Annotated in this window: 14 protein-coding genes; 5 read left to right on the top strand and 9 right to left on the bottom strand. The window is 71.5% G+C overall.

The annotated features are described in order from the left end of the window. Window positions 1-227 precede the first annotated feature (227 nt). Both AB0P35_RS11250 and AB0P35_RS11245 read left to right on the top strand, forming a co-directional pair. Window positions 228-1,556: a sensor histidine kinase gene (locus AB0P35_RS11250; RefSeq protein ID WP_363509458.1), complete on the top strand. Its 1,329-nt coding sequence runs from the start codon at window positions 228-230 to the stop codon at window positions 1,554-1,556. Next, on the top strand, window positions 1,553-2,182 hold the full coding sequence (locus AB0P35_RS11245; RefSeq protein WP_363509456.1) for a response regulator transcription factor: 630 nt from the start codon (window positions 1,553-1,555) through the stop codon (window positions 2,180-2,182). Before AB0P35_RS11250 ends, AB0P35_RS11245 begins: the two co-directional genes overlap by 4 nt. A gap of 56 nt (window positions 2,183-2,238) precedes the next feature. Here AB0P35_RS11245 and AB0P35_RS11240 read toward each other — a convergent pair whose 3' ends face one another. The 8 genes from AB0P35_RS11240 to AB0P35_RS11205 form a co-directional block, all read right to left on the bottom strand. Then, window positions 2,239-3,003: a histidine phosphatase family protein gene (locus tag AB0P35_RS11240; protein ID WP_363509454.1), complete on the bottom strand. Its 765-nt coding sequence runs from the start codon at window positions 3,001-3,003 to the stop codon at window positions 2,239-2,241. A gap of 185 nt (window positions 3,004-3,188) precedes the next feature. Beyond that, window positions 3,189-4,814 carry a monocarboxylate uptake permease MctP gene (mctP, locus tag AB0P35_RS11235; RefSeq protein ID WP_363509452.1) on the bottom strand — a complete coding sequence of 542 codons (1,626 nt, stop codon included), beginning with the start codon at window positions 4,812-4,814 and terminating at the stop codon, window positions 3,189-3,191. Continuing rightward, entirely contained in the window at window positions 4,814-5,098 is a 285-nt protein-coding gene (locus AB0P35_RS11230) for a DUF3311 domain-containing protein (RefSeq protein WP_095873218.1), read from the bottom strand. The genes mctP and AB0P35_RS11230 overlap by 1 nt, the downstream gene beginning before the upstream one ends. A gap of 219 nt (window positions 5,099-5,317) precedes the next feature. After that, entirely contained in the window at window positions 5,318-6,118 is an 801-nt protein-coding gene (locus tag AB0P35_RS11225; protein WP_095873217.1) for a GntR family transcriptional regulator, read from the bottom strand. A gap of 204 nt (window positions 6,119-6,322) precedes the next feature. Continuing rightward, window positions 6,323-7,900, bottom strand: coding sequence for a glycoside hydrolase family 3 protein (locus AB0P35_RS11220; protein WP_363509447.1), 1,578 nt, complete (start codon window positions 7,898-7,900; stop codon window positions 6,323-6,325). A 50-nt stretch (window positions 7,901-7,950) separates the two neighbouring features. Beyond that, complete coding sequence (locus AB0P35_RS11215) at window positions 7,951-8,853, bottom strand: carbohydrate ABC transporter permease (protein ID WP_363509445.1); 903 nt, start codon at window positions 8,851-8,853, stop codon at window positions 7,951-7,953. Further along, entirely contained in the window at window positions 8,850-9,833 is a 984-nt protein-coding gene (locus AB0P35_RS11210) for a sugar ABC transporter permease (protein ID WP_363509443.1), read from the bottom strand. Before AB0P35_RS11210 ends, AB0P35_RS11215 begins: the two co-directional genes overlap by 4 nt. A gap of 98 nt (window positions 9,834-9,931) precedes the next feature. After that, the gene (locus AB0P35_RS11205) at window positions 9,932-11,245 is read right to left on the bottom strand and encodes an extracellular solute-binding protein (protein ID WP_363509441.1); all 1,314 of its coding nucleotides are present in this window, start codon (window positions 11,243-11,245) and stop codon (window positions 9,932-9,934) included. A 555-nt stretch (window positions 11,246-11,800) separates the two neighbouring features. Between AB0P35_RS11205 and AB0P35_RS11200 the strand changes: the two genes are divergently transcribed. From AB0P35_RS11200 to AB0P35_RS11190, 3 genes are all read left to right on the top strand, one after another. Then, complete coding sequence (locus AB0P35_RS11200) at window positions 11,801-13,102, top strand: extracellular solute-binding protein (RefSeq protein ID WP_363509439.1); 1,302 nt, start codon at window positions 11,801-11,803, stop codon at window positions 13,100-13,102. A gap of 156 nt (window positions 13,103-13,258) precedes the next feature. Next, window positions 13,259-14,311 (top strand): SIS domain-containing protein, encoded by a 1,053-nt coding sequence (locus AB0P35_RS11195; RefSeq protein ID WP_095873211.1) that lies wholly within the window; start codon window positions 13,259-13,261, stop codon window positions 14,309-14,311. A 423-nt stretch (window positions 14,312-14,734) separates the two neighbouring features. Next, the gene (locus AB0P35_RS11190) at window positions 14,735-16,252 is read left to right on the top strand and encodes a PAS domain-containing sensor histidine kinase (protein WP_363509436.1); all 1,518 of its coding nucleotides are present in this window, start codon (window positions 14,735-14,737) and stop codon (window positions 16,250-16,252) included. 316 nt (window positions 16,253-16,568) lie between these two features. On the opposite strand, the gene AB0P35_RS11185 is transcribed toward AB0P35_RS11190, so the two are convergent. Further along, window positions 16,569-16,820, bottom strand: coding sequence for a WhiB family transcriptional regulator (locus AB0P35_RS11185; RefSeq protein WP_030267905.1), 252 nt, complete (start codon window positions 16,818-16,820; stop codon window positions 16,569-16,571). Window positions 16,821-16,945 lie beyond the last annotated feature (125 nt).

The following is a 16,945-nucleotide window of genomic DNA, read 5'->3' as shown; positions in this document are numbered from 1 at the left end:
CCACCCCGATCCTGCGGGCCCCGCCCCCTCCCCGGCGTCGGCGTTCCGGCTCGCCTGCGCAGGCATGATGGAGGACGCCGGGGTCAACCGATCGGCCGATGCGCGGCAGCGGCCGACCGGCCAGAATCCGAACCACGGACCGGCCGGCGCCCGCAGCCCGCATCCGGCATCCCACGACACCTGTATCCCGCGCCGGCCGCGGACCCGCGGCAGAAACGGAGACACACGTGCGACCGCCGCAGCGGACCGACGCCGACACCGACGAGCGCCGCCTCGCCCTCGTCCTCGACGCCGCCTTCCTGCTGCTGCTCGCCGGATCGCTCGGCCGCTACCTCACGCACCACCCCGACAGCCCCGCCACCCCCTGGGTGATCGGCCTCTCCACCGCCCTCGCCGCCGCCCAGCTCACGGGCTCCCGCCTGCTCGCCCCGCCCCGCGAGAACACCACGGGCCGGGACACCACGGGCCGGGACACCGTCCACCAGGACACCACCGCGAACGGACCGGACGGACCGGACCGACCCGACGGGCCCGACGGGCCCGACGGGCCCCGGCACGGCAGCCGCCGCAGCCGGACCGCCGCCGGCGCCCTCGCCCTGGTCGTGGCGCTCTGGGTGGTCCTCGTCCTGCTGGCCCCCAGCTTCGCCTGGTGCGCCGTTCCGCTCGTCTACACCGCGCTGCGCACCCTGCCCACCCGGGCGGCCCTCCCGCTGGTCGCCGCGCTCACCGCGCTGGTCACCGTCGGCCAGGCCCGGCTGCCCGGCCCGGCCGACGCCACCCTGCTGATCCTCCCGCCCACCGTCGCGGCCCTCGCGACCGCCGTCTTCCTCACCATGCGGCGGCAGACCGCCCGGCAGCGGGCCCTCGTCGACGACCTGGTCCGCACCCGCCGCGACCTCGCCTCCACCGAGCGCCGCGAGGGCACCCTGGCGGAGCGCGAGCGCCTCGCCATGGAGATCCACGACACCCTCGCCCAGGGCCTGTCCAGCCAGCAGATGCTCCTCCAGGCCGCCGACCGCACCTGGGACACCGACCCGGACACCGCGCGCCGCCACGTCCGCAGCGCCGCCGCCGTCACCGGCCGCAACCTCGCCGAGGCCCGCCGCTTCGTCCACGACCTCGCCCCCGCCGAACTCGCCGACGGCGGCGGCCTCGACCGCGCCCTGCGGGCCCTCGTCGACCGTGAGAGCACCGAGACCGGCCTGCCGGTCCGCTTCCACCTCGACGGCACCCCCGTGCCGCTGCCGCCCGCCACCCAGGCCGCCCTGCTGCGGATCGCCCAGGGCGCCCTCGCCAACGTCCGCGAGCACGCCCGGGCCACGGCCGCCGCCCTCACCCTCTCCTACCTGGGCGACCAGGCCGTCCTCGACATCGCGGACAACGGCCGGGGCCTGCCCCCTGACACCACCGGGCCCACCGCCGCCCGCGGCCACGGACTGCCCGCCATGCGGGCCAGGCTCCGCCAGCTCGGCGGCACCCTCACCGTCGAGAGCACCCCGGGGGAGGGCACCGTGCTCTCCGCCGCCGTACCCCTGCACACCGGGAGGCCGCGATGAACCCGCCGGTTCGGCTGCTCGTCTGCGACGACCACGCGGTCGTCCGGGCGGGCCTGCTCGCGCTGCTCGCCAGCGCCGGCGACATCGACGTGGTCGGCGAGGCCGGCAGCGGCGAGGAGGCCGTCGCGCTCGCCGAGCGGCTCCGGCCGCAGGTGGTCCTCATGGACCTCCAGCTGGGCAGCGGCATCGACGGTGTCGAGGCCACCCGGCGGATCACCGCGGCCGGGGGCGGCCCGCACGTCCTCGTCCTCACCACCTACGACACCGACGCCGACATCACCCGCGCCATCGACGCCGGCGCCACCGGCTACCTGCTGAAGGCCGAGCGCCCGGAGGAGCTGTTCGCCGCCGTGCACGCGGCGGCCGCCGGTCGCACGGTGCTCTCGCCGCCGGTCGCCAGCCGGGTGATGGCCCAGATGCGCGCCCCGGCGCCCAGGCTCACCGGCCGCGAGCAGGAGATCCTCGGCCGGCTCTCCGAGGGCCTCGGCAACCGGGAGATCGCCCGCGCCCTGTTCATCAGCGAGGCCACCGTCAAGACCCATCTCGGCCGCATCTACGACAAGCTCGGCGTCGACACCCGGGCCGGCGCCGTCGCGGTCGCCAAGGAGCGCCGCCTGCTGCGCTGAGGCCCGCGGCCCGTCGGGCCGGCTCTCCGGCCCGTCAGTACGGCTACCCGGGCCGGCTACCCGGCCCCGCCGCCCGGCAGGTGGCCGGTGGTGTTCCAGAAGTCGGGGCGGAGCCGGTCGTCGGCGGCCCGCCACAGACTCGTCGAGCAGTTGCGGACGGGCTCCAGGGCGAGCAGCTGCGGCTCGGTGAGGCGGTCCAGGACGTGCCGCAGCATCAGCACCGTGCAGTCGTGCGCGACCACGAGCACCGGCCGGCCCCTCTCCTCCTCGCAGAGGTCCCGCAGCACTCCCCGCACCCGCAGCGCCACGTCCAGCCAGGACTCCCCGCCCGGCGGCCGGTAGTACAGCTCGCCCATCCGCCTGCGCCGGGCGGCCTCCGCCGGGTGCTCCTTGTCGATGGCGGCCCGGGTCAGCATCTCCAGCACGCCGAGCTCTCTGTCCCGCAGCCGCTCGTCGTACCGCACCGGCACCCCCACCGGCACCGCCCCCAGCCCGGAGGCCTGCGCGACGGCGATCCGCGCCGTCTCGGCCGTCCGCACGTACGGGGAGCACCACACCGCGCGCGGCCGGTCCGCGGCGGGCAGGCCGGCCCACCAGCGCCCCAGTGCCTGGGCCTGCGCCTGGCCGTGCAGCGAGAGCGGGATGTCGGCGTCCCGGCTGCTGATCGGGACGGTCAGCGCACCCGTCTCCTCGGCCAGCCGGAACTCGACGTTGGCGACGGACTCGCCGTGCCGGGTGGCGATCAGCACCGAGGGCAGCGGCCGGCCGCCGCCCTCGCGTTCGGTGCGGTGCCCGTTCAGGATGGTGCCGGCCTCTGCCATCGCCCGTCTCCCCGTCTCGGTGTCTCGCGCTGCGCCCAGCGCGGCGGCGGCCCTGGGTGGTGAGGGAGGGCGCGCCCGTGGGGAGCCGCGCCCGGACACGATGATCGCGCCGCCACCACCAGTGTTGACGGTGGTGGCGGCGCGAGCACAGGGCGCACGATGTCAGGTGCTGTGCGCCCCTCGCCTCAGTGCGCCGCTGCGGGCTGCGGGGCCTTGGTGACGGCCTCGTCGCCGGCTTCGGCGGAGTAGTCGGTGCTGCTGGTCTCGTCCGCGCCCTCCGGGGCCTTGACGGCCTTGAGGACGAGGGTGAGCACCACCGCGACCGCGAGGTTCAGCACGAAGGCGGTGAGGCCGATGAAGCCGATCTCGCCGATGAACGGGATCTCCGCGGTGTTGCCGCCGAAGTGCTTGGTGGCCGGTGAGGAGATCCCGTAGGCCTTCCAGGTGCCGTAGGCCATGCCGGCCGCCCAGCCGGCCAGCAGCGCCCAGCGGTGGAACCACCGGGTGAACAGGCCGCCGACGACGGTGACGAAGGTCTGCAGGATCCACAGACCGCCGAGCAGCTGCAGGTTGATCGCGAACTGCTTGTCCATCGCCAGGACGAAGGCCAGCGCGCCGACCTTCACCAGCAGCGAGGCGATCTTGGCGATCCGGGTCTCGTCCGCCGGCGTGGCGTCGGGCTTGAGGAACTCCTTGTAGATGTTGCGGGTGAAGAGGTTCGCCGCGGCGATCGACATGATCGCGGCGGGCACCAGGGCGCCGATGCCGATCGCGGCGAAGGCCACGCCGGTGAACCAGTCCGGGAACATGTTCTCGAACAGCTGCGGCACCGAGAGCTGCGCGTTGAAGCCCTTCACACCCTTGCCGACGCCGGCCGCGATCGCCATGAAGCCCAGCAGCGCGAGCAGGCCGAGCATCAGCGAGTACGCCGGCATGATCGCCATGTTGCGGCGCACCGTGTTCCGCGACTTGGAGGCCAGCACGCCGGTCACCGAGTGCGGGTACATGAAGAGCGCCAGCGCCGAGCCGAGGGCCAGCGTGGCGTACGTCCAGTGCGCCTTCGGGCCGAGCACCAGCGAGCCGCTGGGCTTGCCGGTGGCCGGGTTGACGGTGGAGAACTTCTGCGCGGCCGCGTCGAAGATGTGGCCGTACCCGCCGAGCCGCATCGGGATGTAGATCACCGCGACGATGATCACGATGTAGACCAGGGTGTCCTTGACGAAGGCGATCAGCGCCGGGGCCCGCAGGCCCGAGGAGTAGGTGTAGGCCGCGAGCACCGCGAAGGCCAGGAACAGCGGCAGGTCCTTCATGAACCAGTTGCCCGAGCCGCCGACGCCCAGCACGTCCAGCACCGCCTGGATGCCGACCAGCTGCAGCGCGATGTACGGCATGGTCGCGAGGATGCCGGTGAGCGCCACCACCAGCGACAGCGACTTGGAGCCGTACCGGCCGCGCACGAAGTCGGCCGGGGTGACGTACCCGTGCACCCGGGAGACCGACCAGAGCCGCGGCAGGAACAGGAACACCAGCGGGTAGGCGATGATCGTGTACGGCACGGCGAAGAAGCCCGCCGCACCGGTGCCGTAGATCGCCGCCGGCACGGCGACGAAGGTGTACGCGGTGTAGAGGTCGCCGCCCAGGAGGAACCAGGTCACCCAGGTGCCGAAGCTGCGGCCGCCCAGGCCCCACTCGTGCAGGTGCAGGGAGTCCTCGGCGCGCCGCCACCGGGAGGCCAGGAAGCCCATCACGGTGACCAGCGCGAAGAACAGCAGGAATACGGTCAGTGCGGTGACGTTGACGCCGGTGTGCATCACGCCTCACCGCCCCGGGCGGCCTTGCGGGCCTTCTCGTCGCGCTTGATCAGCAGGTAGGCGCCGACCGTGAACAGTGCCGAGACCGGCACCCACAGCAGCTGGTACCAGTAGAAGAACGGCATCCCGCCGAGCTCGGGCTCCGCCTTGGTGTACGAGGACACCCAGAGCGTCGCCACGATCGGTACGGCGAGGCAGAATCCGGCCAGCACACGGGCCGGGGTGACGGCGGGGAGGGGCTCGGCAGCCCCGTCCGCGGTGGGGGGTTGCACTTCTGACGACATGTCGCGGCTCCGGCTGAAGTGGGCTCACCTCGTCGGCGCCGCAGCGCCCGGAGCTTCCCCCGTGCGCCCGCCGAGCAGCACCCTTGGTGATCGGCAGTCAGTACGGGAGCGAAATGTAGGGCACGGACGTGACCTGTGTCACCGGTCCGCGCAGAAAAGGCCTGATCCGGTCGGCGGGGAGCCGACCGGACCAGGCCGTCACGAGCGGGCGGGAGGCGCTCAGGCCGGCGGCTGCTCGGGCCGCTGCAGGCGGGTGATGAACTTGTACCGGTCGCCGCGGTAGATCGAGCGCACCCACTCCACCGGGGCGCCCTCCGCGTCGAAGGAGTGCCGGGAGAGCTGGAGCATCGGCAGGCCCAGGTCGGAGCCGAGCAGCCCGGCCTCGCGCGGGTTGGCGAGGGTGGTCTCGATGGTCTCCTCGGCCTCGGCCACGGTGACCCCGTACACCTCGCGCAGCGCGGTGTAGAGCGAGTTGTGCTTGACCAGGTTGCGGCGCAGCGCCGGGAAGCGCTTGGCGGACAGGTGCGCCACCTCGATCGCCATCGGGTCGCCGTTGGCCAGGCGCAGGCGCTCGATCCGCAGCACCCGGCTGCCGGGCTTGATGTCCAGCAGCGGGGCGAGCCGCTCGTCGGCGCTGATGTAGCCGACCTCGATCAGCCGGGAGGTCGGCTCCAGGCCCTGGGCGCGCATGTCCTCGGTGTACGAGGTGAGCTGCAGCGCCTGGGCGACCTTGGGCTTGGCGACGAAGGTGCCCTTGCCCTGGATGCGCTCCAGCCGGCCCTCGACGACCAGCTCCTGCAGGGCCTGCCGGACGGTGGTGCGCGAGGTGTCGAACTGGGCCGCCAGCGCCCGCTCCGGCGGCACCGGGGTGCCGGCCGGCTGGGTCTCGGTCAGCTGCAGCAGGTGGCGCTTGAGCCCGTAGTACTTGGGCACCCGCGCGGCCGTACCGGTGGCTGCCGTGGACTGCGCCGGCACCGTGGTGCCCTCCGGGAGGGCCGCCGTGCCTCTGTCGCCGCTCATGGCCGCTCTCACTCCTCGCCCTGCCGCCGTCACCGGCTCCTCCGTCGTTGTATCAGCACATGGTCGCACGCGGGGGCCGCCGAGTGTGAGCTCCCGCGGTGCCCGGTTCGGCCGGACGCCGTCCCCGGTTCGGTCCGGGGCCCGTCCGGGGCCCGGGCCGGGAAGGCCGGCGGACGCTCGCCCGCCCGGCGGACACCGGGCCCGTCAGACGGACGCCGCGCCCAGCACCAGCCCGGCCAGCGCCTCGGCGGCGGCCACACCGCAGACCCGGGCCCCGCCGTGGGTGGCGAGGACGGTCGTGCCGCGGCCGCCGAAGCTCTCGGCCAGGCCGTGCGCCGTCCCGATCTCCACGACCACCGCGTCGGGGCGGGCGGTGGTCATCGCGAGCGCGGCGTGCAGCATCCACGGGTGCCGGTGGACGTCGCGGACGACGATCACCAGCGGGCGGTTGACCGCGGCGCCGAGCAGCGGCCGCACGTCGACGTCCGCGCCCTCGGCGGCGACCGCCACGTGCAGCAGGCCGGAGCCCTCGATCCGGGTGGCGGGGGCGCCGACCCGGGTGTGCGTGGTGCCGGGGACGAGCTCGGTGAGCGGGCCGGAGACGCCCCACGGGGTCTGGTCGCCGACCGCGATGTTGGCACCGGGGGAGAACTCCACCACGTGCGGCACACCCTCCAGCGGGCGCAGGTCGCCGTGGATGCGCAGCGCGCGGCGGGCGGCGGCCAGGCCGATGCCGACCTCGCCGTGGGTGCCGGCCAGGGCGGCCCGCTCGGCGGCGGACCAGCGGGCGACGGCCCGGTTCCGCTCGGCGGCCTCGTGCAGCCGCTCGGCGGAGAGCCGGCCCTCGCGGACGGCCCAGACCAGGGCGTCGCGCAGGTAGACGAAGGCCGCCTCGTCCTGCAGGCCGCCGCCGACGCAGATGGTGTCGGCGCCGGCCGCGACGGCGCGGACCGAGCCGGCGGCGACGCCGTGGGTGCCGGAGATGGCGCCCATCTCGATGCCGTCGGTGACGATCAGGCCGGTGTAGCCGAGCTCCCCGCGGAGCAGGCCGGTGAGGATCTCCCGCGACATGGTGGCGGGCAACTGCGCGTCGTACGCGGGGAAGAGGATGTGCGCCGTCATGATCGACTTCACGCCGGCCGCGATGGCGGCGCGGAACGGCTTGAGGTGCTCCTGCACCTGCTCCGAGCTGAGGTCGATCCGCGGCAGCCCGAGGTGGGAGTCGCCGGAGGTGTCGCCGTGGCCGGGGAAGTGCTTGGCGCAGGCGGCCACGCCGGCGGACTGCAGGCCGCGGACCCACGCGGCGGTGTGCCGGGCGGCGAGGTCGCCGTCGGCGCCGAAGGAGCGGACGCCGATCACCGGGTTGTCGGGGTTGGAGTTGACGTCCGCGTCGGGGGCGTAGTCGAGGTTGATGCCCACCGAGGAGAGGTCCAGGCCGATCGAGCGGGCTACCCGCTCGGTGAGGTCGGTGTCGTCGACCTCGCCGAGCGCCAGGTTGCCGGGGTAGGAGGAGCCGCTGGCGACCTCCAGCCGGGTGACGTCGCCGCCCTCCTCGTCGGTGGCGATCAGCAGGTCCGGGTTGAGCGCGTACATCTCGGCGGTCAGCGCGGCGACCTGCTGCGGGGTACGGATGTTGCGGCCGAACAGCGCGACGCCGCCCAGCTCGCCCGAGCCCAGTCTGCGGCGCAGCCATTCGGGGGCGGTGAGTCCGGTGAAGCCCGGCTGGAGCACCGCGCCGGCGTCCGTGAGCAGTTCGACGCTTTCCGTACCGGGAGTCGCCATGGTTCCTTCCCTGGGTGGGTGGGGAGCAGGGGTGCGGGGGAGGGGCGGGGTCAGCCCTTGACCGCACCGGCGGTCAGGCCCGCCGACACCTTCTTCTGGAAGATCACGAAGAGCACGATCACGGGCAGCGAGACCAGCAGGGCGCCGGCCATCTGCGAGCCGTAGTCGGCGCCGCGGGTGGGGGTGGTGGCGTAGAAGGTCAGCCAGATCATCGAGGTCTTCTGGCCGCCGGTGGAGAGCAGCGTGTTGGCGACGATGAACTCGTTCCACGCCTGGATCCAGCTGTACACGCCGGTGGTGATCAGGCCGGGCAGGGTGAGCGGGAGGATGACCCGGAAGAAGGCGCCCCACTGCGTGCAGCCGTCGACCATGGCGGCCTCGTCGAGCTCGGCCGGGATGTTGACGATGAACGAGCGCAGCGTCCACACCACGTAGGGCACGGTGAAGACCAGGTAGGCCAGCATCACGCCGAAGAGCGTGCCGGTCATGCCGGCCTTGTTCATGACCACGAAGAGCGGGACGATGATCGCCAGCAGCGGCACCATCTGGACCACCAGCATGGTGACGATGAAGAAGTTGCGGCCGCGGAAGCCGAACCGGGCGACGGCGACGGCGGCCAGGAAGCCGACGGCCAGGCCGAGCACGACCGCGCCGAGCGTGATGACGACGGTGTTCTGGAGCCCCGGCAGGAACTCCTTGTCGTCGAAGATGGTCTTGTAGCTGTCGAAGGAGAACGCCTGCGGCCAGAACGTCGGGTCCTTGGCGATCAGGTCCTTGTTGGTCTTGAAGGTGGTGATGACCATCCAGTAGATCGGGAATCCCATCACCACCGCGAAGCCGAGGCCGAGGGTGTTCCAGACCCAGGTCATCACCGGGTTCTGGCCGGTGGCGCGGACCTTGGCCCGGACCTTCGGCGCGGCGGCCGTGGCGGCCGTGGTGTCGACGGTGGTCATCGGTCCTGGGCTCCGATCTTGAGCATCTGGCGGATGTAGAAGACGAGCACCGCCAGCATGAGGACGATCATGGCGATCGAGATCACCGAGCTGTCGCTGTACTTCGAGGCGACGATGCCCTTCTGGTACAGGTAGGTGCCGATCGTCCAGTACTCGGGCTCGGGCGAGGTGTTGCGCAGCGAGAAGATCTGCGCGAAGACCTGGAAGTCCCAGATGAAGCTGAGCGCGGTGCTGATCATCAGGAACGGCTTGATGACCGGGATCACCACGTGCCGGAAGGCCTGCAGGTTGCTGGCGCCGTCCAGCTTGGCGGCCTCCATCAGCTCCTTGGGCACCTGGGTGAGGGCGGCGTTCAGGCCGAGCACCAGGAAGGGCAGCGCGCCCCAGACGATGACCGCGGCGCCGACGACGTACAGGCCGACGGTGGGGTCGGCGAACCAGTCGTAGTGCTTGGTCCTCTCGTCGCCGGTGAACAGGTAGCCGATGTAGTCGACGACACCGCCGTTGGAGGCGAACAGCCAGCGGAAGATGGTGCCGGTGACGAGCGCGGGGATGGCCCAGACGAACATCATCACGGTGATGCAGACGACCCTCACCCAGCCGGAGACCCGGTTGAGCAGCAGGGCGAAGAGCATGCCCAGCACCATCGAGAGGACGACCAGCTCCACGGTGAAGTAGACCGAGCGGAGCACGACCTCCCAGAACTGGTCGTCGCCGAGGACCTTGCTGTAGCCCTCGAACCCGATGTGCTTCGCCAGTGCCGGGTTGACCAGGTACGAGTACCGGTTGATGTTCTGGAACGACAGGTCGAACAGCTGGTACAGCGGATACGCCAGAACGCCCACCAGGGCCGCGACGGCCGGCAGGATCATGGCGTACGGGATGTAGTGGCCGCCCGCGAGGAAGCCGCGCCTGCGCGGCGGCGGGGCCACGGCGGCCGCGGTCTCCTCGACCGCCACCGGCGTTTCGTTCGTTGTCACGCTCATCAGGGTCCTTCCCGGCCCGCGGAACTGATCGGTACCTGCGCGGGTGGGCAGTCCGCGCTCTCGCACGGACTGCCCACCCTCTGCACGCTTCGTCAGCCGTTCAGGTCCTTGAGGACGGTCTCCTCGACCTTCTTGAGCTCGGCGGCCGGGTCGCCGCCGGCGGCGATCGCGCCGAAGGCGTTCTTCAGCGCGGTCTCGTCGGCGCCGGACCACATCGGCGAGTTCGGGATGAACCAGGTCTGGCCCTCGGCGGCGTCACCGGTCGCCTTGTTGGCCGGCGCGGCGGCCTTGTAGGCGGCGACCAGGTTCTTGGCGTTCGGGATCGCGAACTTCGCCAGCTCGGTCTGCTGCTTGGTGTTGGTGAAGATCTGCAGGAAGGTCGCGCCCAGGCCCGGGTTGGCGGACTTGGCCGGGACGGCCAGGTCGGAGCCGCCGAGGAAGGCGGGGGTGGGCTGGCCGGCCGCGACACCCGGGAGGGCGATGCTGCCGAGCTTGTCCTTGAGCGACGGGTCGCCGGTCTTCGGGTCGGCGACGGAGCCGAGCTCCCAGCCGTTGCCGACGATGGCGGCGATGTTGCCCTTGGCCATCAGGGCGTCCTGGGTGGCCTCGTCGGTGGTGGTGCCGCCGACCGAGAACTGCTTCTGCAGGTCGTTCCAGACCTTGACGCCCTCGACGAACTTCGGGTCGGTCAGGGTGCCGGTCCACTTGTCGCCGGCGCTCTTGGCGACGATGTTCTTCACGCCGAAGGTGCCGGCGCCGAAGGAGGCGGCGGTGTACCAGTTCTGGCCCGGCAGGTACAGGGCGGAGAAGTTCGGCACGGAGGCGTTGGCGGCCTTCACCTTGGTGAGGGCGTCCTTCAGCTCGGCCAGGGTGGTGGGCGGGTTGGCGACACCGGCCGCGGCGAACAGGTCCTTGCGGTAGATCAGGACGCGGGCGCCGGCGTAGTACGGCAGGGCGTAGGTCTTGGAGCCGTCCGGGGTCTGGCCCGAGGCGGCCAGCGAGTCCAGGTACTTGTCCGAGTTCTCGAACTGGGACTTCACGCCGGTCAGGTCGAGGAAGGAGCCGGCCTCGATGTACTTGGCGGTCTGGGTGTTGCCGAGCTCGATGACCTCGGGGGCGTTGCCGGAGAGGAGGGCGGTGTCGAGCTTGGTGGTGTAGTTGGTCCAGGTCTGCCACTGGATGTCGACGTCGGCGCCGGTCTCGTCCTTGAACTGCTTCTTGGCAGCCTCGACGACCGACGGCCAGCCCTTCTGGGCGTCGTCCATCAGCCAGACCGTGATCTTCTTGCCCTTGCCGTCCTTGCTGAGGGTGGCCTGCTTGGCGTCGCCGGAGGACCCGGACGAGGAGCAGGCGGACGCGACGAGAACGGTGGCAATGGCGGCCACGGCGGCGAGCTTGCGGTTCAAACCATCCTCCAGAGGGATGAGCAAGGTGTGGCACCGGGCTGTGGGGGCGTGGCCCTGAAGCGTCGTGCCGGGGGGAATGTCACCGGTGATTGCGAGGGGGAACAGCAGGGATGGAGCGGCAACCGGCCTGGTGGAGTAGACCATTGGTGTAGACCAACTGCCCTGGAGATTGGCACGTACCAAAGAACACCGTCAAGGGTTCGCGAGGGCTCGGGTCACACCGTTATCAACGCTTGACACAGCCGTGCGCATCTGGTGGTCCGCGAGCCTTGGACTGGACCATCCCGGCGGGGAAATCGGGCGAATGCCCCATGAACAGTCATAGATGGCGAACGATCCGTCCAGGGACCTAACCAGCCCTCAAGTGGACCTTAAGCAGGCCCTAATGGAGCGTGTGGTGAGTGTGTGCTCACCTTGCGTGTTCGCATGACAACGGCTCTGCAACGACTGGCGCGTAGCCCCCCGTGCGCCGTTGACTCGGCCATTGGTCTGGTCCAGTCTCGGCGAACTGGTCTGTACCAATACGCAGACCTTCCCCGACCCTCCGGAGGAAGCGTGAAGCGGCAGTTGACGGCGGCGATCGGTATGGCGGCCCTGCTGGCCACTGCGGTGGGCTGCGGCAGCGGCAAGGGCCCCGGCCAGGACCAGGCCGCCTCCGCGGCCGCCGCCACCGGCACCATGACCGTCTGGCTGATGGGCGAGGCCCAGACCAGCTGGCCCGAGCTGGTGCAGCAGGTGAACGACGAGTTCGCCGCCAAGTACCCGAAGGTCGAGCTCCGGCTGCGGTACCAGGCCTGGAAGGACAAGATCGCCAACCTGGACGCGGCGCTGCAGACCGAGCGCGTCCCCGACGTGGTCGAACTCGGCAACACCGAGACGATGAAGTACATCCTCAACGGCTCGCTCGCCCCGGTGGACCGCACGACCTTCGACAACAACCAGACCTGGATCCGCGGCCTGGTCAACACCTGCACCTACCAGGACAAGCTCTTCTGCGTGCCGTACTACGCGGGCGCCCGCGTCGCCATCTACAACTCGGCGATGTTCCAGCAGGCCACCGGCAGCGCCACCGTCCCGGCCACCGAGGACGAGCTGCTCTCCGCCCTGGACCGGATCCAGGCGCAGAACCGCGGCACGAAGGGCTTCTCGCCCCTCTACCTGCCCGGCCCCTACTGGTACGCCGCGATGTCCTACGTCGCCGCGTACGGCGGCGCGATCGCGCGCTTCGACGACGGCGGCCGCTGGCACGGCACCCTCAGCGACGAGAAGTCCCAGCAGGGCGTCCAGCACTTCGTCGACCTGGTGAAGCGGTACAACCACGGCGACCTGACGGAGAACGAGCTCGACCAGGCCGCCGTGCTCGGCAAGCACCGCACCGCGATGCTCTACGGCAACGGCTGGGAGGCCGCCTCCGCGCTGGAGCCGCTCTCCGGCGACCCCAAGCTCAAGGACGTCGTCAAGGTCGCCGGCATGCCCGGCCCGAACGGCAAGCCGCTGCCCTCCTTCATCGGCGGCTCGGACCTGGCGGTCACCGCCAAGTCGCAGGTCCAGGACCTCGCCAAGGACTGGGTCCGGATGTTCACCAGCGCCAAGTCGCAGCAGGTGCTCGCCGACAAGGACACCCTGCCGAACAACCTCACCCAGCTCGCCCCGCTGAAGAACAAGCCGGCCACCGCGGCCGCCGCCAACGCCGTCCCGGACGCCTGGTTCACCCCGGTCGCGCCCGGCTGGTCCGCGATCGAGAAGCAGAACGTCCTCGTGGACATGCTGAACGACATCTTCCAGGGCACCTCGGTGGCGGCCGCGACCAAGGCCGCCGACGCCCGGATCGACGAGCTGATCAACAACCCGTCCTGAGCCGCCGGGCCGGGTTCCGGAGTTCGCTCCGGAGCCCGGACACCGTAGGATCGAGCGGCAGACACCCTTGCAGCGAGTGTGCGGACTCGCCGCCGTGAGGACCCCGCCGGGCAGGCGCCCGCCGCGGGGCAGAACCATCTCAACGGAGGCACACCGATGTCCGACCCGCAGACCGTCCCCGGCAGGATCATGGCGGCGGAGATGGCCGAGCAGCCGGCCGTCCTGCAGCGCATCCTCGACGAGGGCGCCCCCAAGATCCGCGAGATCGCCGGCGAGATCGCCGCCCGCAACCCCCGCTTCGTGCTGCTGACCGCCCGCGGCACCTCCGACAACGCGGCGCTGTACGCGAAGTACCTGATCGAGGTCCTGCTCGGCAAGCCCGCCGGCCTCACCTCGATGTCCACCACCACCGCCTACGGCGCCAGGCCCGACCTCACCGACTGCCTGGTCGTCACGGTCAGCCAGTCCGGCGGCTCGCCCGACCTGGTGGCCTCCACCAAGGCCGCCCGCGAGGCCGGCGCCATCACCCTCGCGGTGACCAACAACGCGAGCTCCCCGCTGGCCGAGGTCTCCGAGTTCCACATCGACGTGCTGGCCGGCCCCGAGAAGGCGCTGCCCGCCACCAAGACCTACACCGCCGAGCTCCTCGCGCTGTACCTGTTCGTCGAGGGCCTGCGCGGCGGCGACGGCTCGGCCGCCAAGGAGCTGCCGGCCCTGGCCGCCGGCATCCTGGAGCGCCAGGCCGAGGTCAAGGCCCTCGCCGAGCGCTACCGCTTCGCCCAGCGCCTGGTCATCACCTCGCGCGGCTACGGCTACCCGACCGCCCGCGAGGCGGCGCTGAAGCTCATGGAGACCACCTACATCCCGGCCTCGCCGTTCTCCGGTGCCGACCTGCTGCACGGCCCGCTGGCCATGGTGGACAACGTCTCCCCGGTCATCGCCATCGTCCCGGACGGCAAGGGCGGCGAGGCGCTCCAGCCGGTCCTCGACCGGCTGCGCGGCCGCGGCGCCGACCTCGTCGTCGTCGGCCAGCAGTCCCAGGTGGAGGCGGCCTCCGCCGGCTTCGCGCTGCCGGCCGGCGTACCCGAGGAGGTGCAGCCGATCCTGGAGATCCTGCCGCTGCAGCTGCTCGCCTACGAGGTGACCATCGCCCGCGGCCAGGACCCGGACGCGCCGCGCGCCCTGGCCAAGGTCACCGAGACCCACTGACGCCGGGAACGCGACGAAGGGGCGTGTGGCGGCACCCCCGGCCGAAGCCGGGAGGTGCCGCCACACGCCCCTTCTGCTGCCCCGAGATGCGCGAGGCACCCGGACACGCGAGGCACCGGACACACGAGCATCTGGAAAGCACTACGGGCCACGGCGCCGACACAGGACCCTCAACCCGTGCGGCACCGCAGCCCGGAGCTGTCGTCGGCGGCCGGTGTGGCCGGGAGTTGTGCGGGACTCCCGGGCCACCGGTGCGCCGACCGAGGAGCGGCCTCGCGCGGTCAGGGCAGTGTGCGCGGGGGCCTCTCCTTGGTGCGTTTCCCATTGTGGACTAGACCAATTGCGGTTGTCCAGGGGTCCGCCGGGATTGGTCTGGACAACTGCGGGAAGGTCCCGCGGGGCCGTTTTCGTTAGGCTCGCCCTGTGCCCTCGCTGAACGAACTCGTCCGCCGCCACACCACCCTCACCGGTGCCGACGTGGAGTGGCTGCACCTGCTGGTCTCGGAGTGGCAGCTGCTCTCCGACCTCTCCTTCGCCGACCTGGTGCTGTGGATCCCCACCTGGGACGGCATCCGGTACGTCTCGGTGGCCCAGATGCGGCCGAACACCGGGCCGACCTCCTACCAGGACGACATGGTCGGCCACCTGGTGCCGCGCGGCCGCCGGCCACTGCTGGACGCCGCCTACGACGAGGGCCGGATCGTGCGCGAGGGCGACCCGGAGTGGCGCGAGGAAGTGCCCGTCCGGGTCGAGTCCATCCCCGTCCGCCGGGAGGGCCGGGTGCTGGGCGTGATCGCCCGCAACACCAACCTGCTGACCGTCCGCACCCCCAGCCGGCTGGAGCTCACCTACCTGCAGAGCGCCTCCGACCTCGCCCAGATGATCGCTGCAGGAACGTTCCCCTACCCGGCCGAGCAGACCGACATGGACACGGCGCCGCGGGTCGGCGACGGCCTGATCAGGCTCGACGCCGACGGCGTCGTCACCTACGCCAGCCCCAACGCGCTCTCCGCCTACCACCGGATCGGCCTCACCACCGACCTGGTCGGCAGTCATCTCGGCCGTGCCACCGCCGAGTTGGCGCCCCCCTCGCGCTCCGCGGTGCACGAGGCGCTGGTGAAGATGGCCAGCGGCTGGGCCCCGCGGCAGACCGAGGTCGAGGCCCAGGGCGGGGTGGTCATCATCCGCTCCATCCCGCTCAAGCCCAAGGGCACCCTCACCGGCTCGCTCGTCCTCTGCCGCGACGTCACCGAACTGCGCCGCCGCGACCGCGAGCTGATGACCAAGGACGCCACCATCCGGGAGATCCACCACCGGGTGAAGAACAACCTGCAGACGGTCGCCGCACTGCTGCGGCTGCAGTCCCGCCGGATGGACTCGGACGCAGGCCGGGCCGCCCTGGACGAGGCGGTGCGCCGGGTCGGCTCGATCGCCATCGTCCACGAGACGCTCTCGCAGACGCTCGACGAGCAGGTGGCCTTCGACGAGATCGCGGACCGGGTGCTCGCCATGGTGATGGAGCTCTCCCAGGACGGACTGGTCGGCACCAAGCGCACCGGCAGCTTCGGCATCCTGAGCGCCGAGATCGCCACCCCGCTCGCGATGATCCTCACCGAACTGCTGCAGAACGCCCTGGAACACGCCTTCGGCCCGAAGGCGGCGGGCAACCTGGAGGTCAGCGCGCTGCGCGGGCGGGCCCCGGCGACCGGCAAGGGCTGGTCCGACAGCTGGAACGGCGGCGCCAAGCCGGAGGAGTTCCTGCTGATCACCGTCCAGGACGACGGCCGCGGCATGCCCGAGGGCTTCGACCCGCAGCAGGCCGGCAACCTCGGCCTGCAGATCGTCCGCACCCTGCTCACCGGCGAACTCGGCGGCACCTTCGACATGGTCGCGGCTCCGGACGGCGGCACCAAGGTGATCCTGGAGATCCCGGTGAAGTAGCGGCACCGGGCCGGAAAACGCCACGAGGCCCTGCCGACCGGGGGGGTGGGTCGGCAGGGCCTCTCAACCCGTTCCGGCCGTCGGGGGGAGTCGGCCGGAACGGGGGCTCTGTGGGTGCGACGCGTCCTCCCGTGTGTTGCACACGGTGAACGGCCCAGGTCCACGATATTGCTCTCAGTGAGCAGTATCAAGGCCCCTGGCGGCTCGGCGTCGTCCGGGTCGCGCCGTGGTGCGCGACCCATCGTGCGGAAGGCCCTGGGAACACTGGGAGACAGGGCCTTTGATCATGGGTTGATCAGGTGTTGCTGGCGGCGTGTCAGGCGGTGCGGGCGCGGTTGCGGGCGGCGCGGCGCTTCATCGCACGACGCTCGTCCTCGCTCATACCGCCCCAGACGCCGGCGTCCTGGCCGGTCTCGAGCGCCCACTGCAGGCACTGGTCCATGACGGGACAGCGGCGGCACACGGCCTTGGCTTCCTCGATCTGCAGCAGAGCAGGACCGGTGTTCCCGATCGGGAAGAACAGCTCCGGGTCCTCTTCGCGGCAGACAGCGCGGTGGCGCCAGTCCATGGTCGTCCAACTCCTCCGGTCGGCGGGCGATGGCCCGGCCGACACAATCGACGGCTTGTGAATGTGAACGCTTTCACGAATCCCGCAACAGCAAAAGGGACCAAAAGCCCATCGGGCCCGGGTGG

It is taken from the genome of Kitasatospora sp. NPDC085879 (assembly GCF_040686255.1).
Lineage (GTDB): Bacteria > Actinomycetota > Actinomycetes > Streptomycetales > Streptomycetaceae > Kitasatospora.
The sequence above is the reverse complement of the archived record's forward strand: the minus strand, read 5'-3'. Positions and strand labels throughout refer to the sequence as shown.